Here is a 22,726-nt window from a genome sequence, read left to right as displayed (position 1 = left end):
CATTTTTCTGGTCGGAACACGGCCTGCCGGCCGCAACCGAGCGAACCGATTTCCCGCCCTGCCCCCTGCTTTCCGGAGCCCGCCGATGAACCTGCAACGTTTCGCCCGTTATCCGCTCACGTTCGGCCCGACGCCGATCCAGCCGCTCAAGCGCCTGAGCGAACACCTCGGCGGCAAGGTCGAGCTGTATGCGAAGCGCGAGGACTGCAACAGCGGCCTCGCGTTCGGCGGCAACAAGACGCGCAAGCTCGAATACCTCGTCCCCGATGCGCTCGCGCAGGGCGCGGATACGCTCGTGTCGATCGGCGGCGTGCAATCGAACCAGACGCGCCAGGTCGCCGCCGTCGCCGCGCATCTGGGGATGAAATGCGTGCTCGTGCAGGAGCACTGGGTCAACTACGACGATCCGGTGTACGACCGGGTCGGCAACATCCAGCTGTCGCGCATGATGGGCGCGGACGTGCGGCTCGTGTCCGACGGCTTCGACATCGGCATCCGCCGCAGTTGGGAAGAAGCGATGGAGCGCGTGCGGCAGGCGGGCGGCAAGCCTTACCCGATCCCGGCCGGCTGTTCCGAGCATCCGCTCGGCGGGCTCGGCTTCGTCGGGTTCGCGGAAGAAGTGCGTGCGCAGGAGGCGCAACTCGGCTTCAGGTTCGACTACATCGTCGTGTGCTCGGTGACGGGCAGCACGCAGGCGGGGATGGTCGTCGGCTTCGCGGCCGACGGGCGGGCCGACCGCGTGATCGGGATCGACGCATCGGCCACGCCCGAGCGCACGCACGAGCAGATCACGCGCATCGCGCGGCACACCGCCGAACTCGTCGATCTGGGCCGGCCGATCACCGCCGCGGACGTGGTGCTCGACACGCGCTACGCCGGCCCCGAATACGGGCTGCCGAACGACGGCACGCTCGAAGCGATTCGCCTGTGCGCGCGGCTCGAAGGCATGCTGACGGATCCGGTCTACGAAGGGAAGTCGATGCACGGGATGATCGACAAGGTACGGCTCGGGGAATTCGAGCCGGGGTCGAAGGTGCTGTATGCCCATCTCGGCGGCGTGCCGGCGTTGAGCGCGTATAGCGAGATTTTCCGGAACGGTTGAGGCATTCGAGATGAAACGCCGGTGCGCCAAAGTCGCGCGCCGGCACCTGGATCACGGCGATCGCCCGGATCGCCGTTGTCGTTGCCGTTGTCGTTGCCCCCCTACACGTCCGCCCTCCCGCACGCCATTTCTTCGGCTGCCCCCAACCCTCGCTGTCTAGCCCGCCGCTCTCCGTCCGTTGCGAATCGTTCGCCTCGGCGCGCCGACATCGCGCGTCTTTCTAAAGACGTGTCCGACTCGTCAATCGCCCATTCGGACAGCAATCCGGCTTATTCGTACACGTACTAATCCTTTTACACGGCATTTAGTAGGCGTTCTATTTAAATCGGGCCCCCGCTTCCCGAAAATTGACCCTGTCGTGTCGGCCGCAACGTTTCGCAAGCATTCGTCCTTCATCGCGCGAGGCTCGGATAGCACCGTTGCGGCGCATCAGGTCGACCGGCACCCCAGGCAGCGTCTCCTTCCCCGGTGGCATTTCCCATGCAGTGGAAACAGCGGCCGCGCTCCGCTACGGCCGAGCGTGCGGTTTCGCGTCGCGATCGGAACGACGGGCGTCCCTTTAAATCAGAACGGCAGCAGAAGGGTATATGGATATGTCATTCGAACCACGGCACGCGCACACAGCGCGTACCGCCGGCGGCCTGATCGCGCGTATCGCTGACGTCGCACTGATCTCGTTCGGCGCGCTGGCCGCCGCGCTCGTGTTGCATGGCCCGGACGTCGATCGGTCGTCGGAACTGGCCGCCGTTGCCTGCGCGGCGACCTTTGCGCTGCTGCTGTTTCCCGCATTCCGCCTCTATCACGCGCCCGCCCGTACCCCCACGCACCGCACCGCGCTGCTGACCGCGTTCGCGTGGCTGGCGGCGCAGGCCGGCGCGGCGCTCGTGATGCGGGTGCTCGCGCCGACGCTGGCCATTCCGCTGCCCTGGTACCTGCTCTGGACGGCGACGAGCGGCATCGCGCTCGTCGCATCGCGCGTCGTCGCCGGCACGACGCTCGAACGGATCGGCCGCCCGCAGGAAAGCGATCGTCTCGTCGCGATCGTCGGCACCGGCGCCCATCGCGACGCCGTCCTCGACCGCATCGCCAGCGCACCGTCGGCCGGATTCCGCGCAGCCGCGACGTTCGATATCGCCAGCGCCAACCCGACGAGCCCCGACGGCATGCCGCGCTTTTGCGATCTCGATACGTTCGCCCAGCATGTCCGCACGCACGCGATTCCCGAAGTCTGGCTCGCGCTGCCGATCGGCGAGGCGCGCATCGTGATGGCCGTGCTCGACGCGTTCCGCGACGATCTCGTCAACATCCGCTTCGTGCCCGACGTCAGCAAGCTCGCGATGTTCGACGGCGAGATGATCGACCTCGTCGGCGCACCGGCGATCAACCTGGTCGCGTCGCCGCTGTCGTCGCGCGCGCTGCTGCACAAGGCGATCTTCGATCGCGTGTTCGCGGCCACCGTCCTCGTCGGCCTGGCGCCGCTGCTGCTCGCGATCGCCGCGGCGGTCCGGCTGTCGTCGAACGGCCCCGTGCTGTTCCGCCAGCAGCGCAAGGGCGCGGACGGCCAGGCGTTCACGATCTTCAAGTTCCGCACGATGCGGCTGCACGACGCGGGCGGCGAAGTGTGCCAGGCGACGCGCGCCGATCCGCGCATCACGCGGGTCGGCGCGTTCCTGCGTCGCACGAGCCTCGACGAGCTGCCGCAGTTCCTCAACGTGCTGCGCGGCGAGATGTCGGTCGTCGGCCCGCGCCCGCACGCGCTCGAACACGACGACCTCTACCGGAAGATCGTCGACGGCTACATCCACCGCTACCGCGTCAAGCCCGGCATCACCGGATGGGCGCAGATCAACGGCCTGCGCGGCGAGACCGACCGCGTCGAAAAGATGCAGCGCCGCGTCGAAGCCGATCTCCACTACCTGCGCAACTGGTCGTTCGCCCTCGACATGCGCATCGTCCTGGCCACCGCCCTGCGCGGCTGGTCTCACCGCAACGCGTACTGATACGCACGCGGCACCGCCATCGCGCGTCGCCGCACCACGATAAGGATGACTGATGACTTCCGCCACGATCGAGCGGGCTGGATCCGCACGTCCCTACCGCGTGCGCACGCTGCTGGCCGCAGCGGTCAGCGTCGCGCTGTCGGCCTGTGCATTCGCACCCGGCATGCAGATGAGCGCACCGACCACCACGACCGACGGCCGGCCGGCCGGGCACGCTGACGCCAACGCGAGTGCCCTGCCGTTCCGGATCACGACGATCGACGCCAGCCTGATCCGCCAGCTCGACGCGCAGGCCGCGCAGCAGCCGAACCTGCCGCCCGGCCCGCTGGCAGCCACGCCCGGCGCTTACCGCCTCGGCGCCGGCGACGTGCTGCAGATCACCGTCTGGGATCACCCCGAACTCGCGGCCGCGCAAGGCGCCGCGCAGCAGAACGCGCCGCGCGCGGCCGACCCGGTCGCGGGCTTCGTCGTCGATCCGCACGGCAACGTGGCGTTCCCGTTCGCCGGCAGCGTGCCGGTCGCGGGCCTCACGGCCGACGCCGCGCAGGCCCGCCTCGCCGCCGCGCTGTCGCGCGTCTATCGCCATCCGCAAGTGACGCTGCGCGTCGCGTCGTTCCGCTCTCAGCAGGTCTATATCGACGGCGAAGTCCGCACGCCCGGTGCGCAGCCCGTCAACGACGTGCCGATGACGCTCTACGAAGCGCTCGGCCGCGCGGGCGGGCTCGGCACGGGCGCCGACCAGAGCCGCATGACGCTGGTGCGCGACGGGGTGTCCTATCCGCTCGACCTGACGCGCATGCTGCGCGACGGCCGCAATCCGGCCGACGTCGTGCTGGCTGCCGGCGACCTGCTGCACGTGCCGTCGCGCAGCGATTACGGCGTGTACGTGATGGGCGAAGTGAACAAGCCGTCGCTCGCGGTGCCGCTGCGCGACGGCCGGCTGACGCTGTCGGACGCGCTGTCGCAGGCCGGCAGCGTGAACGCGAATACCGCCGACGCCGCGCAGATGTTCGTGATCCGCGGCTCGCAGACGGGCGATCCGCAGGTGTTCCACCTCGACGCGCGCTCGCCGGTGTCGATGGTGCTCGCCAACGAGTTCGCGCTGCAGCCGAAGGACATCGTCTACGTCGACGGCAACGGCCTGGTGCGCTTCAGCCGCGTGCTGAGCCTGCTGCTGCCCGGCGTCAACACCAGCGCCACCGCGGCGCTCGCCGTCAAATGAGCGCCATCGCCACGCTGCTCGTCGTGTGCGTCGGCAACGTCTGCCGCAGCCCGATGGCGCAGGCGCTGCTCGGCGCGCGCCTGCCCGGCGTCGACGTGCGGTCGGCCGGCATCGGCGCACTCGACGGCCAGCCCGCCGACCCGCACGCCATCGACCTGATGGGCGAGCGCGGCCTCGACCTCGCCCCGCACCGCGCGCGCCAGGTGTCGACACGGCATGTCACGCGCGCCGACCTGATCCTGACGATGGACCTCGAGCAGAAGCGCTGGCTCGAGCGCCGCCACCCGTTCCTGTGCGGCCGCGTGTTCCGCCTCGGCGCCGCCGCGCATGGCTTCGACATCCCCGACCCCTATCTCGGCCCGCGCGCGTCGTTCGAACACAGCCTGCAGCTCATCGAGCGCGGTGTCGACGCGTGGTGCGCGCGCATCGCGCCGGCCGCTTCCTCCTCCACCCCGCTTTCCGGACCGAATCGATGACCTCACCCGTTTCCCGCGAACGATCGCACGATCGCGGCGCCGAGCTCGACCTCGCCGGCGTCGTCGACGTGCTCGCCGCCCAGCGCTGGCTGATCGCGCTCGCTACCGCCGCCTGCGTCGGCGCCGGCACGCTGTACGCGTTTCTCGCCGCGCCGCAATACCAGGCCGACATCCTGCTCCAGGTCGAGGACAGCGGCGACACGTCCGCTGCAAAAAGCATGCTCGGCGACGTGTCGTCGCTGTTCGACATCAAGTCGAACGCCGCGGCCGAAGCGCAGATTCTCGCGTCGCGGCTCGTCGTCACGCGCGCCGTCGACGAGTTGCGCAGCTACATCGTCGCGCAGCCGAAGCGCTTTCCGCTGGTCGGCGATTTCGTGTCGCGCTTCAACACCGGCCTCGCGCCCCCCGGCCTCCTCGGTTTCGGCGGCTATGCGTGGGGCGAGGAAGCGATCGTGGCTGCCCGCTTCGACGTCCCCCGGGCACTCGAGGGCGAGCGCTTCGAACTGACGCGGCTCGACAGCCAGCGCTACCGGCTGACCGGATCCGCGCTGCCGTCGGCCGTCACCGGCCGCATCGGGCACCTGGAGATGTTCCCGACCGCCAGCGGCCCGATCGCACTCGAAATCGCCCACATCGACGCGAATCCTGCCACCCGCTTCACGCTCGTACGCGAATCGCGTGCCGAGACGATCGACACGCTGCGGCGCGGCCTCGACGTGCAGGAGAAGATCAAGCAGTCGGGCGTGATCGTCGCGACACTGCGCGGCCCCGACCCGCAACGGATCCAGTCGCAGCTTCAGGCGGTGGCGAACCACTACGTGCGCCAGCACATCGAGCGCAAGTCCGCCGACGCGGCGCAATCGCTCGCGTTCCTCAACGCGCAACTGCCGGTGCTCAAGCGCCAACTGCAGGACTCCGAGCAGCGCTACACAGACCTGCGCAACGCGAACGGCACGATCGACCTGACCGAGGAAGCGAAGCTGATCCTGCAGCAGACGGCCGACGCGACCACGCGCCGCCTCGAACTGCAGCAGAAGCGCGACGAAATGGCCACGCGCTTCGCGCCGGGCCACCCCGACATGGTCGCACTCGATGCGCAGATCGCCACGCTCGGCCGCGAGCAACGCGGCTTCGAGCACCAGGTGCGACGGCTGCCCGACCTGCAGCAGAACGCCGTGCGGCTGATGCTCGACGTGAAGGTCGACACCGATCTCTATACGGCGCTGCTCGCGAACACGCAGCAGCTCGAACTGGTCAAGGCCGGCAAGACCGGCAGCGTGCGGCTCGTCGATACGGCGATCGTGCCCGAGGATCCCGTGCGCCCGAAGCGGCCGTTCGTCATCGCAGCGGCCGCGCTGATCGGGCTCGCGTTCGGCATCGCGCTCGCCTTTGCGCGCGACTTCCTGTTCGGCGGCGTCCGCCACGCGGACGAGATCGAGCGGCATCTCGACATCGACGTCTACGCGACGATTCCCGACTCGGCGGCGCAGCGGCAGATGGCGCGACGCATCGCGCAGCACGCACCGGGGCCGAACCTGCTGAGTGCGCGGCACCCGCACGATCCTGCCGTGGAAAGCCTGCGGAGCCTGCGCACGGCGCTGCGCTTCGCGATGCAGGGCGCGCGCAACAACGTGCTGCTGCTGACCGGCCCCGCGCCGGGCGCGGGCAAGTCGTTCGTCGCGGCGAACTTCGCGGCGCTGCTCGCGGCCAACGGCGAGCGCGTGCTGCTCGTCGACGGCGACCTGCGCAAGGGTCATCTGCACGAATCGCTCGGCGTCCCGCGCGAGCGCGGCTTCGCCGAGTTGCTGTCCGGCACGGCCGCGCCGGCCGACGTGACCCACCGCGACGTGGTGCCTTGCCTCGACTTCATCCCGACCGGCGCGGTGCCCGCGCATCCGTCCGAACTGCTTGACGACGAACGCGTCCCCGCCCTGCTCGACGCGCTGTCGGCCCGCTATGACGTCGTCGTGATCGACGCGGCGCCGATTCTCGCGGTGACCGACGCCGTCACGCTCGGCCGCCACGCCGGCACCGTGCTGCTCACGGCGCGCGCCGCGTCGACACGCGTCGCCGAGCTGGACGAAACCATGCGCCGCCTCGCGCACAACGGTGTCGCCGCGAGCGGCGTGCTGCTCAACGGCGTCGATCCGCACGTCGGCCGGTACGGCTCGCGCTACGGCGCCTATCGCTATACGCAATACCGTTACGCGCCGTCGCGCTGCGGACTGGCCTCGTCGGTCGTCCGCACGCTGCGCGCACTCGTGTCGCACCGCCGGGGAGAGCCGCGATGAGCGATACCCGTCACCTCGAACGCGCCGCAAGCCGCGATGTCGCACCGGCAGCCGCTTCCGCCGCAACCGGATTGCGCGCCCGGCACGCGCCGGCCCGCGCGGCGCGCCTGCGGATCGCCCTCGTCGTCGAAGCCGCGGGCGGCGGCGTGGCCGTCCATCTCGCCGACCTGATCGACGGACTGAGCGCCGCCGACGATATCGAACTGCACCTGATCGTGCCGCACGGCCCGCGTTTCGACGCCACGATCCTCGATGCGCACGTGCTGTCGCGCTGCGCAAGCGTGCAGGCGGTGCCGATGCAGCGCGCGGTCGGCTGGCGCGACGCGCTCGCGGTCGGCCACGTCTATCGCCACCTGCTGCGCATCCGTCCCGACATCGTGCACAGCCACAGCTCGAAAGCCGGGGCGATCGCGCGCCTGTGCGTCGGGCCGTGGCGGCAGGTCTACACGCCGCACGCGGTCTATACGCTGAACCCGACGCTGGGCAACCGCCAGCGCCGCGTCTACGGAACGATCGAGCGGCTGCTCGGCCGCCTCTGCACGCACCGGATCGTCGCCGTGTCGCACGACGAGGCGCAACACCTGAACGAAGCGCTCGGCATTCCGGCCGCACGGATCAAGACGATCGTCAACGGCGTCCGGCCGCCCGCCCTGATGTCGCGCGAGGAAGCACGACGCGCACTCGGCATCGCGCTCGACGCACGCGTCGTCGGTTTCGTCGGGCGCTTCGATCATCAGAAAGGCATCGATCGTCTCGTGCGGATCGCGCGCGGCGTGTATCGCCACTGCGGCCGCTCGGTGCAGATCGTCGCGATCGGTTCCGGCGACTTCATCGCAGCGGCCGGCGACGAGGTCGACGATCTGCCGCCGAATCTTCACGTCGTCGGCCGCGTGAACCAGGCGAGCCGCTATTTCTCCGCTTTCGACCTGTTCGCGTTGCCGAGCCGCTACGAAGGCTTTCCCTACGTGTGCCTCGAAGCGATGGCGGCCCGCGTGCCCATCGTCGCCACGCAGGTGTCCGGCGCGACCGAGCTGATCGCCACGCATGACATCGGCGTCGTGGTGCAGAACGAAGACGACACCACGCGTTTCGCCCGCGCGATCGTCGCGCTCGCCAACGATCCGGCCGCACGCGACGCGATGCGCGCGAACTGCGCAGCGGCCTTCGGTCACTTCTCCGCCGAAACGATGGTCGCGCACACGCTCGACCTCTATCACACCCTTTCCAGACGAGGTCCGGAATGACGCACCCTACTCACGTCGCGCTGCTGCACGCGTATAGCGCCCGCAATTCCGGTGACGGCCTGCTGGTCGACCTGTCCGTCGGCCTGCTCCGTGAAGCCTTCGGCGATGCCGTCCGCGTGTCGATCGTCGCGGCCGATCCGGCTTCGTTTCCGGCGTACGACGACGTATGGGCAGCGCCCGTGCTCGCGGAACGCGGCAAGCGCCGGCTCGTCGGTGCCGCCGCTGCCGCGCTGCCCATTCGAATGAACCGCAGGTTGAACGCACTGCGCGGCCTGCTCGACGAAGTCGACCTGATCGTCGGCGTCGGCGGCGGCTATCTGCGCGCACGCACCGCCCTCGAAGCGCTCAAGCTCGAAGCCGGCCACCTGCTGCAAATGCGGGCCGCGCGCGCGTCCGGCAAGCCCGCCGTCTATCTGCCGCAAAGCATCGGCCCGGTGCTGTCCTCACGCGCCGTCGGCACGCATCTGCAGTCGCTGCTCGGCGCGTTCGATACGGTGTTCGTGCGCGACGACCGTTCGGCCGCCTTCCTCGCCGCGAATCCCAACACGCGGCGCGCGCCCGATCTCGCGGTGCTCGACTTCGGACATCGCGGCGAGTCCATCCTTCGGCAGGCCGCGCCGACGCGCGACACCGTCCGCCATGTCGCCTTCGTGCTGCGCCGCGCCCCCGCCTGGAGCGCGACACGACGCGCGCGCTATGACGCATCGATCGCGCAGCTGGTCGAACAGGTGCGCGCGACGTGCCGGGTCAGCTTTGCCGTGCAAAGCACGGGGCGCGGCAACGACGACCCCGCGTACTACCGCAGCCTCGGCATCGAGGAACCACTGACGCCGCTCAAGACGCTTCTCGAAACCGACCGGCCGGACGTCACGGTGTCGGTTCGCCTGCACGGCGCGCTGGAATCGATCCTGCATGGCGTCCCCGCGTTCCACGTCAGCTATGAACGCAAGGGCTTCGGCGCGTATGCGGACATGAAACTCGATGACTGGGTCGTCAACGGCGCGGAGTTCGATCCGGCGCGCGTCTGCCGGACGATCCTCGCGCCCGGCGCGGCTACGGCGTTCTGGCAGGCCGCGCAGGGCGGCTTCGCACGCATCCGCGCCGCACGCGCGCGCGTGATCGACACGCTGCGCGCCGCCCATCGGGCCGATTCCGACATCGATACGGCCATCGAAGCCGACGAGGTCACGCCATGCTGACGCGCCTGCTGCTGCGCGGCCTGGCGCTCGGCCTGAAATTCGCGCTCGCGATCGTCGTCGCGCGCACGCTCGGCTTCGACGCGGTCGCCGCGTACGGGCTTGCGGTCGCCGCGACCGTGATCGCGTCGAAACTGCTCGGCCTCGGCTTCAGCCCCGAACTCAACCGACGGCTCAGCGAAGCCGATCCGTTGTCCGCGTTCGGCGCGATGCGCACCCTCTGCCTCGCGTACGGCGGGCTCTACCTGCTGCTCATTGCGACGCTCGCCATTGCGACGAGCAACGGCGACGCCGGCCTGCTCGTCCGCTTCGGCCTGTCGACGCGGCTCGCGTGGTGCGTGCTGTTCGTCGCGCTGTCCGAGCACGCGGCATTCGAGGCGAACGGCTGGCTGTTCTCGCTGCATCGACCGCGCGCCGGCTCGCTGCTGCTGTTCGTCCGCACGGGCGCGTGGGCCGGCCTCGCGTGCGCGGGCCTGCTCGTCGGTGTGCTGGATTCGATCGATGCGGTCCTAGCCCTGTGGTTCGCGGCCAATGCGTGCGTCGTCGCGCTTGCGTGGTGGCGTATCCGCCGGGCGGCACGCGAGGCGCGCGGCAGCCCGCGGACGGCTCACGCACCGGCCGCGCGCGAACGCGGCGTGGTGTCGGTCTGGTGGCATGGGTTGCCGTTCTACGTGGCCGGCATCGTCCTCGCGTCGCTGCAATACGCGGAGCGGTTCATCGGCGGCGGCCACCTGAGCGCCGATGCACTCGGCCGGTACGTGTTCGCGTGGTCGATCGCCAACGCGATCCAGGCACTCGCGTTCTCGAGCGTCGTCGTGACGGCCGGCCCGCGCTTCGTGCGCGTGCTGGCCGACGCGCCGCATGCCTTCTCCCGGCTGGCCGCTCGAGCGACGATGGCCAGCGTGGCCGTCACCTCGATCGCGGCGGCCGCGGTCCTTGCACTGCATCGCGACCTGCTCGCGCTCGCGCACGAACCGGCCGCCACCGGCCAGTTCGCGCTGCTCGCGACCCTGCTCGTGTCGTTCGTGCTGCGCGGCGCGGCGGACGTGCTGTGGACGGCCGCGATCGCGCTGCGTACCGGTGTCGCCGTGATGCTGTCGATGATCGCGCTCACGCTGTCGTACCTGCCGCTTGCGTGGACCCTGATCGCTCACGCCGGCGCGATGGGCGCGGCCATCGCGCATCTGGCAGCCAGCGCCGGCATCGTCGCCACGCTGGCGCTGATCGTCGCGCGCACCGGCCGGTCCCGCGCGGCCACGCGCAAGGAGGCGGCCCTGCATGCTGCGTAACCTGATTGCCGGTGGCCCGGCACTGAGCCGCGGCGTGACGCGCGCGGTCGGCGCGATGATCGTGTTCGTCTACTGGATCGTCTACGCGAAGGCCGACACGTTCCTGCCCGAGTTCGTGTTCCGCGATGCGGAGAAGATCCAGAGCCAGATCGGCGGCGGCAGCACCTACGAGGGCACCTCGTTCGATGCGGTCGCGAAGTTCTATGCACTGCTCGGCCCGGCCGGCACGTCGCTGTTCGTTGCCGCGATCGGCACGGTGTTCATCTGGCGGATCGTCGGCGAAGGCCGGCGCCTCGGGTCGCTGGCCGCGACCGTCGTGCTGCTGGCGCCGTGCGTGTTCTTCAACCTGTTCGTCGCGAGCAAGGACACGCTCGTCGTGCTGATCGCGCTCGTGCTGGCCGGCATCGCGCAGCGGCGCTCGACCGCGTGGACCTTCGTGGCCGTCGTTGCGCTCTATGCCGGCTACGCGGCCGTCGTGCGCAGCTACTTCGCGCTGATTCTCGCGATCGCGCTGGCCGCGTTCCTGTTCCGGCACGTGTCATGGCGCGGCAAGACGCTGCTGATCGGCGCGGGTGCGATCACGCTGTTCCTGCTGCCGTCGGACGTGTACTACCTGCTCCAGCATCCTCGCGACATGGCGGCCGACTATCTCGCCTATGGTTCGCCGTTCGGCGCGCGCACGAGTTTCTACAACCCGGTCGTGCCCGATTCGTTCGTTGCCTTCTGCGCGAACTATGCGTATGGGGTGCTGCGGTTGAATCTGCCGCTGCTGTTCGACGTGGGACCCAAGGAACTCGCGATGCAGCTGTTCGTGTGGATCGTGCTGGCCGCCGTGTGGCGTCGTGCACGGCATGGCTCGCATCCGGCGCGCGACCTGCTCGCCTGTTTCGTCATCGGTCACGTCGCCGTATCGATGCTGTTCGAACCCGATCTCGGCAGCTATACACGCCACCTGTCGAGCGTCGCGTTGCTGTGCGCGCTTCAGTTCGCGGGATTCGATTCGCGGGCCGGTCGGTGCCGGTCGAAGCGCGATGCAGCGATGAACGGGACGCGGCAACCGAACGCGCCAACCAAGCCGAAGGTCGATCACCGGCCGCACACGGACACCACCGGCTGAACTCGACATGCAGACCTTCCCCTTCCATTCCGGCCTCTTCCGTAACCTCCAGTGCGCACGTGCGCTCGCGGCGCTCGCCGTCGTCGGTTATCACATGGGCGTGCTTCCGTTCGGACAGGCCGGTGTCGATGTCTTCTTCATCATCAGCGGCTTCATCATGTCCGTCGTCACGCCGCGCGAGGGACGCGACTTCCTGCGCAAGCGCCTGATCCGGATCGTGCCGCTCTACTGGCTGACCACGCTCGGCGTGTTCGCGATCGCGGTCGTGAAGCCTCACTGGCTGAATTCGACGACGGCCGGCATCGACTATCTCGTCAAGTCGCTGCTGTTCGTGCCCTACGTGAAGGAGAACGGCCATTGGGGGCCGCTGAACCTCAACGGCTGGACGCTCGAATACGAGATGCTGTTCTACCTCGCCATCGCCGGATCGATGGGGTTCGTTCGCGCCCGTCATGCAACGACGTTCTCGGCGCTCGCGCTTGCGCTGCTCTGTGCATACGTGGCCGCCGGCGGCCCGGCTAGCGAAGTCGTCGCCCATCTTGGCCAGCCGTTCGTGCTCGAATTCGGGCTCGGCGTGCTCGCCTGTCGCCTTCTGGAAACCGGCATCGCGGGAAGTCTTCCGCGCGTCGCGTGGCTCGCGGTGGCCGCAACGGCGCTCGCGGCGATACCGCTCGCCGCCACCCTGTTCGGCACGCCGGCCGGCTTTGAACGTGTCTTCTGGTGGGGCGTGCCGGCCTGCGTATTGATCGTCGCCGCGGTCGCGCTCGACCTGTGGGGCTGGACCATTCGAAACGCGACGCTCGCCCGGCTCGGCGATGCGAGCTATTTGATCTATTTGCTGCATCCGTATGTGATCGGCGCGACGAACAAGATCGTCGGCGTGCGTCTCGATGCCGTCACGGGGTCGGGCATGGCAGCCGTGGTCGCGACGCTGGCCGCTGTTTGCGCGTGCGGCTACGCCTGTCATGCATGGATCGAGCGACCGATGCTTGCTGCGTTGAAGCGGCTGTCGTGGAGACGCCACGCATCGGCATCCTGAGCTCGGATGCAAGTGAATCGAATAATCTGACAAGAATGAATGATGGGGACAAGTCACTCGTACTTGTTCCATATTCATCCAAGGAAGCATTTCGTAACATCCTCGGCATTCCAAACGGCCGAGGCGAAAGACCATGCATCGGCCCAAAGGCGCAACCGATCGAGGTCGAAAATCCGCATCATCTATTCTCTTGACGCCGTGCCCGGGACGCCCGCGATGCCGGCGCAATTACCTGCCCCTCCTCCCGCCACGGTTGCGGTTGCGGTTGCGGCCGCGCTCCGTGCCTGCCCGCCAGGCCACGCCAAACCAGTCACCGAAAGGCGATCAGGCCGGTTCCGCATCGCGTGCCTGACCAGCCTCGCGCTATCGCTTCACGCTATCGCGCATGCACAGGTCCAGGTGCCCAATGCGGGCCAGTCGCTACGCGACGTCGAGACACTCCGCCCGGCACTGCCCGCTCCTGCCGCACCGGATCTCGCGATGCCCGCACCAGGCGAAGAGCCCTCGCCTGCCGCGGCTGACGGCCTGCGCATCCCGGTCAGCGCATTCGCGATCGAAGGCAACGCAGCGATTCCTGCCACGCGACTCGACGCGCTACTCGTCGATCTCGTCGGCCGCGAGCTGAGCTTCGGCGACCTGCAACAGGCCGCGGGTCGAATCACAACCTACTATCGCGAACACGGCTACGTCCTCGCCCGCGCGTATCTGCCGCGCCAGGACATCGAACACGGCGTCGTGCGCATCGCCGTCGTCGAAGGCCGCTACGGGCAGATCGAACTGCACAACCGCACGCGCGTGCTCGATCGCGCGCTGCGTCAGCCGCTTGCTTCACTACAGCCCGGCGAAATCGCTCACGGCAACCGTCTCGAGCGCAGCCTCATGCTGTTGAACGAGATGCCCGGCGTCGATGCGAAGGGCACGCTGCGCCCCGGCGGCGAACCCGGCACGACCGACCTCGTGATCGATGCCGAACCGGCCCGCTTCGCCACCGGCTCGATCGAGCTCGACAACTTCGGCGATCCGCTGACCGGCCGCTATCGCGCGACCGGCAGCGTCGACGTCAACGCGCCGCTGCGCCTGGGCGATCGCTTCTCGCTGCGCGGCCTGACGAGCAACACGAACCAGCGCTACTACCGCGCGGCGTATCAGGTGCCGGTCGGCCCCGCATCCACTCGCGTCGGCGTCGCCTATTCCGACATGAACTACCGGATCGGCGGCAGCCTGAAGGAACTTCGCTACCACGGCGGCGCCGACGTCCGCTCCGCGTTCGTCACGCAGCCGCTGCTGCGCAGCCGGCGCACGAGCGTCGACGCGCAGGTCGTCTACGAAAACAAGCACCTGCGCGACGTGTACGGCGCGTTCGACGTGGTCAACGACAAGACCGTCGATCTGTGGTCGTTCGGCGTGAGCGGCAACCACCAGGACAGCCTCGGCGGCGGCGGCCGCACCGGCTTCTCCGCGACCGTCGGCATCGGTCACCTGAGCGGCAACGATCCGCTCGACATGGACTACTACGTCCACACCATGGGCCAGTTCGCAAAACTGAATGTCAGCGCACTGCGACTGCAATCGCTCGGTTCGCGATTCCAGCTCTATACGCAATTCAGCGCACAACTGTCGTCCCGCAATCTCGACTCGTCAGAGAAATTCAGCCTCGGCGGCCCGTACGGCGTGCGTGCGTTCGCGCTCGGCGCCGGCAGCGGCGACCAGGGCTGGCAGGCCACGGCCGAACTGCGCTATCTCGCCTCGCCCGGCTTGCAGCTGAGCGCATTCGCCGATACGGGCCGCATCCAGCTCAGCAAGCAGCGCTGGTCGCGCGAGCGCAATACCGTGCAATTGTCGTCGCTCGGTATCGGCGCGAGCTGGTTCGGCACGCGCCATCAAATCAGCGTCACCGCCGCGCTGCCGATCGGCTACGCCGATCCGGTCGCATCGGCCACGCGCTCGCCGAGCGTCTGGTTGCAGGCCGCCCAGTATTTCTGAGCGGCATTCGACGAGCGGCTCGTCGGGCAGGGATGGGCCGCAAGTAGCACGGGCGGCGCAACCGCCCGCACCATCGGAAACGTGCATGCCACGTCTTTCCGCCTTCAGCGCTTCGTTAGGTATACAAGCCAAGTCGAAGCGATCTCCCAGTCCTTTTTCAAAGGGAAAAAACTCATGAACAAGACCTACGCACTGGTCTGGAACCAGACCCAGGGATGCTGGAGCGCCGTCGGGGAAACCGCGCGCCGGCGCGCCAAACCCGGCAGCGCCAAGCGCGTCGCCGCCGCCCTCTCCCTGCTCGGCCTGACCTCGCTGCCCGCCTTCGCGCTGCCCACCGGCGAAAACATCACCGCCGGCAAGGCCGACATTCTGCGCGACGCAGACGGCAAGTCGATGTCCATCAACCAGCACACCGACAAGCTCATCACCAACTGGAACGACTTCAGCATCGCCGGCAACGAGCGCGTGTCGTTCCATCAGCCCGGCAAGCAGTCGATCGCGCTGAACCGCGTGGTCGGCAACAACGGCAGCCAGATCCACGGCCAGCTCGACGCCAACGGCAAAGTCTTCCTCGTCAACCCCAACGGCGTGCTGTTCGGCTCCGGCGCGCAGATCAACGTCGGCGGCCTCGTCGCCTCCACCCAGAACATCGCCGACGCCGACTTCCTCGCCGGCAACTATCGTTTCTCCGGCAACTCCACCGCGTCGATCGTCAACGACGGCCGCATCACCGCCGCCGACGGCGGCAGCGTCGCGCTGCTCGGCGCGCGCGTGTCCAACAACGGCGTGATCCAGGCGAAGATGGGCCGCGTCGCGCTCGGCGCCGGCAATGCGTTCAAGGTCAACTTCGACGGCAACGACCTGCTCAGCCTGCAGGTCGAAGGCGGCGCCGTCGACGCGCAGGCCAGCAACGGCGGCCTGCTCAAGGCCGACGGCGGCGAAGTGCTGATGACCGCGCGCGCCGCGGGCAACCTGCTGAACGCCGTCGTCAACAACACCGGCACGATCGAAGCGAAGGGGCTCGTCACCGACCTCAACGGCAAGATCGCGCTCGACGGCGGCAAGATCACGCTCGACGGCGACACGGTCACGGTCGCCGGCAAGCTCGACGCGAGCGCCGCCGAAGCCGAGGCGCCGGCAGGCTCCGTCGTCACGCGCGGCCAGCAGGTTCGCGTTGCACGCGACGCCACGGTCGACACGCGTGCGGGCAACACCGCCGGCACCTGGACCATCGAAGCGGCCAATGCAGGCGTCGCAAACAACAAGATCGACAGTCTCTATCCGGCCAACGCCTCGATCGATGCCGATACGCTGTCGAACAACCTCGGCACCACCAACGTCGCGCTCACCAACACGCAGGGCGACCTGACGGTCGGCGGCCCGGTCGCGTGGAACAGCGACCGCGCACTCACGCTCACGTCGCAGAAGGGCAACGTCGATCTGCAGCAAACGGTGTCCGCCACCGGCGCGAACGCGAGCCTGAACGTCAACGCCGCCGACAAGATCCGCATCGACGAGGCGGTCAAGCTCACCGGCCGCCATGCACACCTCGAACTCAATTCGAAGAACGGCCATACGCTGAACAACGGCGCTGCCGTGACGCTGTCCGGCGACAACGCGTCGTTCCGTTCGAACGGCGAGGACTACAAGGTGCTCCATACCGTCGCCGACCTGCGTAACGTCGATTCGAACCGCGGCGGCCGCTACGTGATCGGCAACACGATCGATGGTGCCAATACGAGCCTCCGCAGCATCGGCGGCAACCAATCGTTCTACGGCGTATTCGACGGCCTCGGCAACACGGTCGAGCGCCTGCGCATTTCCAACCCGGGCCAGACGACCGTCGGCCTGTTCTCGCACAACGCCGGCCGCATCGCCAACCTCAACCTGCGCGACATCGCGACGACCGCATCGGGTCTGCCGTACGGCTATCCGATTTCCGTCGGCACGCTCGCCGGCAGCAACTCGGGCACGATCTCGAACGTGACGGCCGACAACGTCGCAGTCTCGGCGACGGGGACGGCGATCATCGGCGGTCTCGTCGGCTCGAACTACGGCGGCACGATCGAGCACGCCAAAGTGTCCGGCCGCATCGACGGCGATCGCTACGCGCAGTCGATCGGCGGCCTCGTGGGCGAGAACCTGACGCTGCTGAACAAGCCTCCGGTATCGGCGATGATCCGCGACAGCCAGGCCAACGTACAGATCAACGCCGCGCACGACGGCGCCACGGGCGGCCTGGTCGGGCGCAACACGGGCATGATCGAGCGCTCGTCGAGCACCGGCAGCGTGAACGCGACGGGCAGCCAGTCGATGGTCGGCGGGCTCGTCGGCATGAACGACGGCAGCGGCATCGTCAAGCAGTCGTCGTCGTCCGCGAGCGTGACCGCGCGCAACAATGCCGTGGCGGGCGGGCTCGTCGGTCTCAACCTGGCCACCATCGCGGATTCGCGCGCCAGCGGCAAGGTAAGCGTCGGCGAGCGTAGCGTCGCAGGCGGTCTCGCAGGCGTGAACCTGGGCGACATCGACGCGTCCACGGCCGACGGCGACGTGTTCGCGGCCGCATCGAGCACCGTCGGCGGTCTCGTCGGCACGAACAGCGGCCGGATCATGAAGTCGCAGGCCAACGGCAACGTGACGGCGGGCAGCAAGGCGGCGGCCGGCGGCTTCGCTGGCTACAACGACGGCGACATCGACGAATCGACCGCGACGGGCAACGTCGTCGCCGGCGCCGACAGCCTCGCCGGCGGCTTCGCCGGGCGCAACGGCAAGTCGGGCCGCATCCATGCGTCCGACGCGCAAGGTCAGGTCCGGGCCACGGGCAAATCGACGCTCGGCGGCTTCGCGGGCGCGAACGACGGCTTCATCGAGACGTCCCTCGCCAGCGGCAACGTGACCGGCGACCAGAGCGGCACGGTCGGCGGCTTTGTCGGCACGAATGCCGGCATCATCGAGGCGTCCGACGCATCCGGCGACGTGGCTGCAGGCGACAACGGCACGGCAGGCGGCTTTGCCGGGGTCAACACCGGCACGCTGGATTCCGCCAACGCATCGGGTACCGTCACCGTTCGGAACGCCGGCACGGCGGGGGGTCTCGTGGGGCTCAACCAGGGCCTCGTCCGCACGTCGAGCGCAAACGGCAAGGTCCTGGCCGGGCAATCGAGCTACGCCGGCGGCCTCGCAGGCCGCAATACCGGGACGATCGCCGATTCCCGTGCCACGGGCGCGGTGAAGGCGGGCGACTTCTCGTCGGCCGGCGGCCTCGTCGGCCGTAACGAGAGCGGCACCGTCGCACGCTCGACGGCGTCGGGCGACGTCGAAGCCGGCACGCAGAGCAATGTCGGCGGCCTCGTCGGCCTCCTGGCCGGGCAAGTCGACCAGTCGCGCGCGACGGGTTCCGTCAAGGGCGGCGACGCCAGCTACGTCGGCGGCCTCGTCGGCAACAGCGGCGGCCTCATTAATGCGTCGTCGTCGAGCGGCACCGTCTCCGGCGGCCGCTACGCACGACTGGGCGGCCTCGTCGGCGGCAACTTCGGCTTCGTCTACGGCTCGTCGAGCACCAGCCGCGTCGACGTGAAGGCTGGCTACGACCAGTCCTACGGCGCACTGATCGGCGTGAACTACGGTCGCGTGAAGCCCTGACGTGAACCCGGACGGCTCCGGCTCCGCCGCCTGAGCGGCATGCCGGATGCCGTCGCCTGATGCGAGCGGTCCGACCGCTCGTCGCCGGCGGCCGCGAGGCTGCCGGTTGTCACCCTCCGGCCGATCGGCCTTCGAGGTCGGCCGGACTTCCGAAAAACAACCAGGAAGACCGAACCATGAACAGAACCTACGCACTGGCCTGGAACCAGGCCCAGGGATGCTGGAGCGCGGTCGGGGAAACCGCGCGCCGGCGCGCCAAACCCGGCAGCGCCAAGCGCGTCGCCGCCGCTCTCTCCCTGCTCGGCATCGTCAGCCTGCCCGCCTTCGCACTGCCGACCGGCGAGAACATCACCGCCGGCAAGGCCGACATCATTCGCGAAAACGACGGCAAGTCGATGCTACGGAGCGATCCAAACGGAGACGCCAAACCGGGACTCGATAAGATAGAGAGGAGTGTCGTTATCCGAAACATCGGCATGCATGGCGGCTGCAGCACCGGTACGCGATTGCGTGCCTCCCCGAGTACCGCGCATGCATCTTCAATCGGGCGGGCTTACTTCGCAGCCGCCCCGTCGCAGAGGGAATGACCGGGAATGTCGACGATGCGCCCGGACACGGGAAGCGGGACACCCGGATACACGTTGAAAGCGTCGAGATCTTGTCCGTCCGATTTGGCGCCTTCCACGCGATAGTGGACATTACCGGTGGCCGTCAGCCGTGCACCAGACGCTTCGCACGTGACGGCGAGCGTCGCCCGGGTTTTAGACGGCAACTGGCGTACGATCCCGCTGAACGCGAGGTTGGCAACGATACTGGCGGACGGCTTCGTATGGCCGGCGCCGAGCACCTTGATGACCGGCTTCACGTCGAGTCGGTAGACCGTTTCCGTGTCGACCGCACGCAATGCCTTGATCGTGATGGTCTTCGTCTGGCCAGGCGCCAGCGTCATTCGGAACGGATACGCATAAAGGGACGGCTGTGCGACATCGCCAACGGCTTCGAGACGCTCGCTTTCCAGCGGCACGCCGGGGTTCAGCAGGCGCGACAACGACACACTCACGTACTCGGTGCGCGCTCCATTATTGACCACCTGGACCGAGTCGACGTCGTGTTTTAGTGTGATGTCCTTCGGAATCAAGTCAATCGCAGCGGCGGCTGATACGGGAAAGGCTAGCGCAGCCACGCGAGCAACCTGCAACAGCGCGCCTGAAATTCGTTTCATAGATAAATCTCCTTCGGCCGGTGTCCGCCCGATCTCCGACGACGCTGATTGATGCGTGCTCGATCGCACGTCGACCATCAAGGCGCCTTGATCACCGGTTCGAACGTCATCGACAGCACACCGCTATATGTACCTACGGTAGATTTGAAATCCCCAGCGGGCGGGTATGCCGACACATCGAGGTTGTAATAACCAATCGAATCGGTACCCGCCACCGGCGGCGCAGGATTCTGAAATTCCGTGCCCTGTCCGACCGCAATCGGCTTCAACACGCCGCCATCCGGCCCCAGTTGAACAACCGGCCTGCGAAAGACAAGTTCTGGATTCGACCGATGCGTAATCGTCAAAGGCGAATCGAGGCGCACCTGGAATTTCCCGCTGGTCGAAACGACCTTCAAGCGCGCCTGCACGTCGTAAGGTGTATCCCACCCGCCGAGTTGCTGCATCTCCATGCCCTGCTCGAACCAACCGCCTTTGTCGTCGGTCACGATCAGCTTGTTTGGTTTGACGACTCGTGCGGTCACCTTGCTCGTGAACTTGCCGTCCAGCACCACCGACTCCGCGGATACTGCGGCCGACACGCCGATCAACCCGGCACACACGCAACGTTGAATCACCTGTTTCATACGCGCTCCTACGCTTTCGTCACAACCGTAAAAACAAGAACGTCGTTGTAGTCGCCCTCTTTCAGTTCGCGCCCCACCGTCGTCTTGAACGTCGGAGCGAAACAAGTCTTTCCCGAACTGTTGAGAGACAACGCCGTGTTATTCGTATTCGGTAGATGAGTGGTCGACGAACCGCTGTTCAATGTCACGTCATACGGGATGAATTGTGTTGCGTCGCTCACATTCCTTAACCTGTAGCGATTCCCGACAACACCATTAACGCTGGTCGCATCGATCACGAATTTCTTGCCACTGACAACAGGACCATCATACGTAAAACAAAGCTGATCCGCGCCGGACAGCATCTTTTCCGAATCACCTTCCGGCAACTCGCCAAGGTTCCAATCAGGTGCGTTCATCTTGAGCACGATCGGGGGGGATGGCGGCGTCTCTGGATCAACCACCGTGCAGTTACTAGCAGTTCCGAAGCGCCCCAGATATGCCCCTCCCGTGGCTTCCACGACATGCGTATCGTCCGTGTAATTACCCGCTCGAATAGATAACGCGGGCCAATCCGAGACGACACTGTTGTTGATCACAACTTCCACATCAGCGACAAAAGCCCCTCTCTTATTCCATTCCGGCGTCTGATTCGAAGCCAACCCTCCGGTGTACATCAAGTATCCGTACCCGCCCTGCCAAATCGCCTTATTGTGCACACCATTCATTGTGACCGAATTTGCCGGAGTAGAAGACAAGTTCATATTTCCATACTTGTCGTATGTATAAAGCAAGATCCCACGACTCTGGAAGATCCCCCTGGGGGGTACATCCCACCCCGGTTTAAAATCGATTCTTACTCTTAGCGTACTGGTCCCATCGCCGTTCTCGCTCCAAGAACAAGATCCGTATCTATCGATCACCGAACCCGGTATCGCAGTACTCCATGCAAACGCACTATCGGCAAATACCGAGAGGATCGAAATAAGGAAAGCCGTTTCGATCCACTTGAATACTCGTCCTTTAGATGTCATTTTTCCACCCATTATCAAATCATTTCGGCCGTTCGCGCTGAAAGCCAGGAGGTATTCGCGCCGCCCCCGCCGCCAACTACCCGTCAACTACTCTGATGCCCCTTACTTGCCCATGTTTTTAAGCTGATAGATCACCACGCCGTAGCCGATACTGACGAACAGCGGCGCCGTTGTGTCGCCGTCGCGACCAGCGTCAACGACAACGTGCTCGCGGGGCCGGAATGTCACTCGCCACACTTGAGGCTCATCCGGTGTGGAAAGCGCTTTCAACGCCATCCGGTATTTCTGCCCCGGCGACAGCACTAGCCGATTGGGCAAGACCAGCAACGTCGGCTGCGACACCTCTTCGACCGGTACGAGCTGCTCCGGCATGTACCCCGGATTCGAGACGCGCTGCTGCGAGATGTCGAGATACAACGGCGTATCGCCGACGTTTTCCACCCACAGTTCGCTCGCGGGTTTGTCGGGCGACAACGTGAGCTCGGTGCGAGACAACTTCAGGATGCCCGCGGCAAAACTGCCGCTGCAGCAAAGCAGCGCCAACGCACCCAGCGCCCAGCACAGCGTGCGCTTCATCACGGACAGTGCAGCGTGTTGGGTGTACCGTCGACACTGAGCGTCATGCGCTTGGTCGCGAAATGCTGCGGCGTGCCCGGGAATACCGCGATCGTCTGCGGCTGCTTCACACCGTCATACGACACGTCCGAGAACAACGTGCGCACATTGCCGGTGCTTTCCAGCGTCATGCCGCCCTCCTCGCAGCGATGGGTCCATGCCACCTTCAACTTGCCGGGCGGTGGCAAATGCCGGACCAGCACGCCATAGCCGATTGCCACCGACATCGGCGCGGTAATCTTGTCTTTCGGCGCGTCGTCCACCTTCAGCGACCTGATCGGCACCACGTACAGCCGGTAGAGCTCTTCCTGCGCGGGTTCCATCAACGACTTCAACTCGATCTGCCGGCTCTGGCCCGGCCCGAGCGTGAGCTTGTCCGGGCTGGCGAGCACGCCCGGATTGTCCAGTTGCCCGAGGTCGACTTTCTTCTCGAGCGTCACGCCCGGATTCATGATCTTCTGCAGCGTGATCGACAGGTAGAGCGGTGCGTCGCCCATGTTCCGCACGGTCACTTTCTGATCGTGCGTGGCGTACACGCGGGTCGCGGCCGGCATCACCATCAGTTCGCCTTCCGCCTGCGCGGGCTGCACGGTCGCGCAAGCCAGCGCAACGCAAGCGAACATCCAATGCTTCACGTTGAATTTCATAT

General features: G+C 67.1%; 18 protein-coding genes. 13 read left to right on the top strand and 5 right to left on the bottom strand.

Annotation, left to right across the window (positions count from 1 at the left end; translation table 11 throughout):
• The first annotated feature begins 85 nt into the window (after positions 1-85).
• From CFB40_RS18805 to CFB40_RS18745, 13 genes are all read left to right on the top strand, one after another.
• Entirely contained in the window at positions 86-1,102 is a 1,017-nt protein-coding gene (locus tag CFB40_RS18805) for a 1-aminocyclopropane-1-carboxylate deaminase (RefSeq protein ID WP_089428502.1), read from the top strand.
• A gap of 587 nt (positions 1,103-1,689) precedes the next feature.
• Positions 1,690-3,102: an undecaprenyl-phosphate glucose phosphotransferase gene (locus tag CFB40_RS18800; RefSeq protein ID WP_089428503.1), complete on the top strand. Its 1,413-nt coding sequence runs from the start codon at positions 1,690-1,692 to the stop codon at positions 3,100-3,102.
• 52 nt (positions 3,103-3,154) lie between these two features.
• Positions 3,155-4,324 (top strand): polysaccharide biosynthesis/export family protein, encoded by a 1,170-nt coding sequence (locus CFB40_RS18795; RefSeq protein WP_089428504.1) that lies wholly within the window; start codon positions 3,155-3,157, stop codon positions 4,322-4,324.
• Positions 4,321-4,800 (top strand): low molecular weight protein-tyrosine-phosphatase, encoded by a 480-nt coding sequence (locus tag CFB40_RS18790; protein ID WP_089428505.1) that lies wholly within the window; start codon positions 4,321-4,323, stop codon positions 4,798-4,800. The genes CFB40_RS18795 and CFB40_RS18790 overlap by 4 nt, the downstream gene beginning before the upstream one ends.
• A complete protein-coding gene (locus tag CFB40_RS18785) occupies positions 4,797-7,091 on the top strand; it encodes a polysaccharide biosynthesis tyrosine autokinase (protein ID WP_089433243.1) in 2,295 nt (764 codons plus the stop codon). The genes CFB40_RS18790 and CFB40_RS18785 overlap by 4 nt, the downstream gene beginning before the upstream one ends.
• Positions 7,088-8,335 carry a glycosyltransferase family 4 protein gene (locus tag CFB40_RS18780; RefSeq protein WP_089432024.1) on the top strand — a complete coding sequence of 416 codons (1,248 nt, stop codon included), beginning with the start codon at positions 7,088-7,090 and terminating at the stop codon, positions 8,333-8,335. Before CFB40_RS18785 ends, CFB40_RS18780 begins: the two co-directional genes overlap by 4 nt.
• Complete coding sequence (locus CFB40_RS18775) at positions 8,332-9,534, top strand: polysaccharide pyruvyl transferase family protein (protein ID WP_089428507.1); 1,203 nt, start codon at positions 8,332-8,334, stop codon at positions 9,532-9,534. Before CFB40_RS18780 ends, CFB40_RS18775 begins: the two co-directional genes overlap by 4 nt.
• Complete coding sequence (locus CFB40_RS18770) at positions 9,528-10,820, top strand: polysaccharide biosynthesis protein (protein WP_089432023.1); 1,293 nt, start codon at positions 9,528-9,530, stop codon at positions 10,818-10,820. The genes CFB40_RS18775 and CFB40_RS18770 overlap by 7 nt, the downstream gene beginning before the upstream one ends.
• Positions 10,810-11,937 carry a hypothetical protein gene (locus CFB40_RS18765; protein WP_089432022.1) on the top strand — a complete coding sequence of 376 codons (1,128 nt, stop codon included), beginning with the start codon at positions 10,810-10,812 and terminating at the stop codon, positions 11,935-11,937. Before CFB40_RS18770 ends, CFB40_RS18765 begins: the two co-directional genes overlap by 11 nt.
• A gap of 7 nt (positions 11,938-11,944) precedes the next feature.
• Positions 11,945-12,976, top strand: a complete 1,032-nt coding sequence (locus CFB40_RS18760; RefSeq protein ID WP_089432021.1) for an acyltransferase family protein — start codon at positions 11,945-11,947, stop codon at positions 12,974-12,976.
• 480 nt (positions 12,977-13,456) lie between these two features.
• The gene (locus tag CFB40_RS18755; RefSeq protein ID WP_254600300.1) at positions 13,457-14,959 is read left to right on the top strand and encodes a ShlB/FhaC/HecB family hemolysin secretion/activation protein; all 1,503 of its coding nucleotides are present in this window, start codon (positions 13,457-13,459) and stop codon (positions 14,957-14,959) included.
• Positions 14,960-15,040: 81 nt separating this feature from the next.
• Positions 15,041-18,601, top strand: coding sequence for a GLUG motif-containing protein (locus CFB40_RS18750; protein ID WP_256976842.1), 3,561 nt, complete (start codon positions 15,041-15,043; stop codon positions 18,599-18,601).
• A 176-nt stretch (positions 18,602-18,777) separates the two neighbouring features.
• On the top strand, positions 18,778-19,188 hold the full coding sequence (locus CFB40_RS18745; protein WP_089428514.1) for an ESPR domain-containing protein: 411 nt from the start codon (positions 18,778-18,780) through the stop codon (positions 19,186-19,188).
• On the opposite strand, the gene CFB40_RS18740 is transcribed toward CFB40_RS18745, so the two are convergent.
• From CFB40_RS18740 to CFB40_RS18725, 5 genes are all read right to left on the bottom strand, one after another.
• Positions 19,155-19,823 (bottom strand): hypothetical protein, encoded by a 669-nt coding sequence (locus CFB40_RS18740; protein ID WP_256976841.1) that lies wholly within the window; start codon positions 19,821-19,823, stop codon positions 19,155-19,157. The genes CFB40_RS18745 and CFB40_RS18740 overlap by 34 nt on opposite strands.
• Positions 19,824-19,900: 77 nt before the next feature.
• Positions 19,901-20,449: a hypothetical protein gene (locus CFB40_RS18735; RefSeq protein WP_089428515.1), complete on the bottom strand. Its 549-nt coding sequence runs from the start codon at positions 20,447-20,449 to the stop codon at positions 19,901-19,903.
• Between the two features lie 8 nt (positions 20,450-20,457).
• Positions 20,458-21,186, bottom strand: a complete 729-nt coding sequence (locus CFB40_RS38080) for a hypothetical protein (protein WP_143329859.1) — start codon at positions 21,184-21,186, stop codon at positions 20,458-20,460.
• A 378-nt stretch (positions 21,187-21,564) separates the two neighbouring features.
• On the bottom strand, positions 21,565-22,038 hold the full coding sequence (locus CFB40_RS18730) for a hypothetical protein (RefSeq protein ID WP_089428516.1): 474 nt from the start codon (positions 22,036-22,038) through the stop codon (positions 21,565-21,567).
• Positions 22,038-22,724: a pilus assembly protein gene (locus CFB40_RS18725; protein WP_373452683.1), complete on the bottom strand. Its 687-nt coding sequence runs from the start codon at positions 22,722-22,724 to the stop codon at positions 22,038-22,040. The genes CFB40_RS18730 and CFB40_RS18725 overlap by 1 nt, the downstream gene beginning before the upstream one ends.
• Between the last annotated feature and the right edge of the window lie 2 nt (positions 22,725-22,726).

This window comes from Burkholderia sp. AU31652, from assembly GCF_002223155.1.
Classification (GTDB): domain Bacteria; phylum Pseudomonadota; class Gammaproteobacteria; order Burkholderiales; family Burkholderiaceae; genus Burkholderia.
Note: the sequence above shows the minus strand (reverse complement) of the source record. Positions and strands in the feature narration are given on the sequence as shown.

Excerpts from the sequence above, each read along its gene's own strand:
- CFB40_RS18790 (WP_089428505.1), top strand. The coding sequence starts at position 4,321 with ATGAGCGCCATCGCCACGCTGCTCGTCGTGTGCGTCGGCAACGTCTGC.
- CFB40_RS18775 (WP_089428507.1), top strand. The coding sequence starts at position 8,332 with ATGACGCACCCTACTCACGTCGCGCTGCTGCACGCGTATAGCGCCCGC.
- CFB40_RS18740 (WP_256976841.1), bottom strand. The coding sequence starts at position 19,823 with ATGAAACGAATTTCAGGCGCGCTGTTGCAGGTTGCTCGCGTGGCTGCG.
- CFB40_RS18730 (WP_089428516.1), bottom strand. The coding sequence starts at position 22,038 with ATGAAGCGCACGCTGTGCTGGGCGCTGGGTGCGTTGGCGCTGCTTTGC.
- CFB40_RS18805 (WP_089428502.1), top strand. The coding sequence starts at position 86 with ATGAACCTGCAACGTTTCGCCCGTTATCCGCTCACGTTCGGCCCGACG.
- CFB40_RS18755 (WP_254600300.1), top strand. The coding sequence starts at position 13,457 with ATGCCCGCACCAGGCGAAGAGCCCTCGCCTGCCGCGGCTGACGGCCTG.
- CFB40_RS18800 (WP_089428503.1), top strand. The coding sequence starts at position 1,690 with ATGGATATGTCATTCGAACCACGGCACGCGCACACAGCGCGTACCGCC.
- CFB40_RS18770 (WP_089432023.1), top strand. The coding sequence starts at position 9,528 with ATGCTGACGCGCCTGCTGCTGCGCGGCCTGGCGCTCGGCCTGAAATTC.
- CFB40_RS18780 (WP_089432024.1), top strand. The coding sequence starts at position 7,088 with ATGAGCGATACCCGTCACCTCGAACGCGCCGCAAGCCGCGATGTCGCA.
- CFB40_RS18765 (WP_089432022.1), top strand. The coding sequence starts at position 10,810 with ATGCTGCGTAACCTGATTGCCGGTGGCCCGGCACTGAGCCGCGGCGTG.
- CFB40_RS18725 (WP_373452683.1), bottom strand. The coding sequence starts at position 22,724 with ATGAAATTCAACGTGAAGCATTGGATGTTCGCTTGCGTTGCGCTGGCT.
- CFB40_RS18760 (WP_089432021.1), top strand. The coding sequence starts at position 11,945 with ATGCAGACCTTCCCCTTCCATTCCGGCCTCTTCCGTAACCTCCAGTGC.
- CFB40_RS18735 (WP_089428515.1), bottom strand. The coding sequence starts at position 20,449 with ATGAAACAGGTGATTCAACGTTGCGTGTGTGCCGGGTTGATCGGCGTG.
- CFB40_RS18785 (WP_089433243.1), top strand. The coding sequence starts at position 4,797 with ATGACCTCACCCGTTTCCCGCGAACGATCGCACGATCGCGGCGCCGAG.
- CFB40_RS18795 (WP_089428504.1), top strand. The coding sequence starts at position 3,155 with ATGACTTCCGCCACGATCGAGCGGGCTGGATCCGCACGTCCCTACCGC.
- CFB40_RS18745 (WP_089428514.1), top strand. The coding sequence starts at position 18,778 with ATGAACAGAACCTACGCACTGGCCTGGAACCAGGCCCAGGGATGCTGG.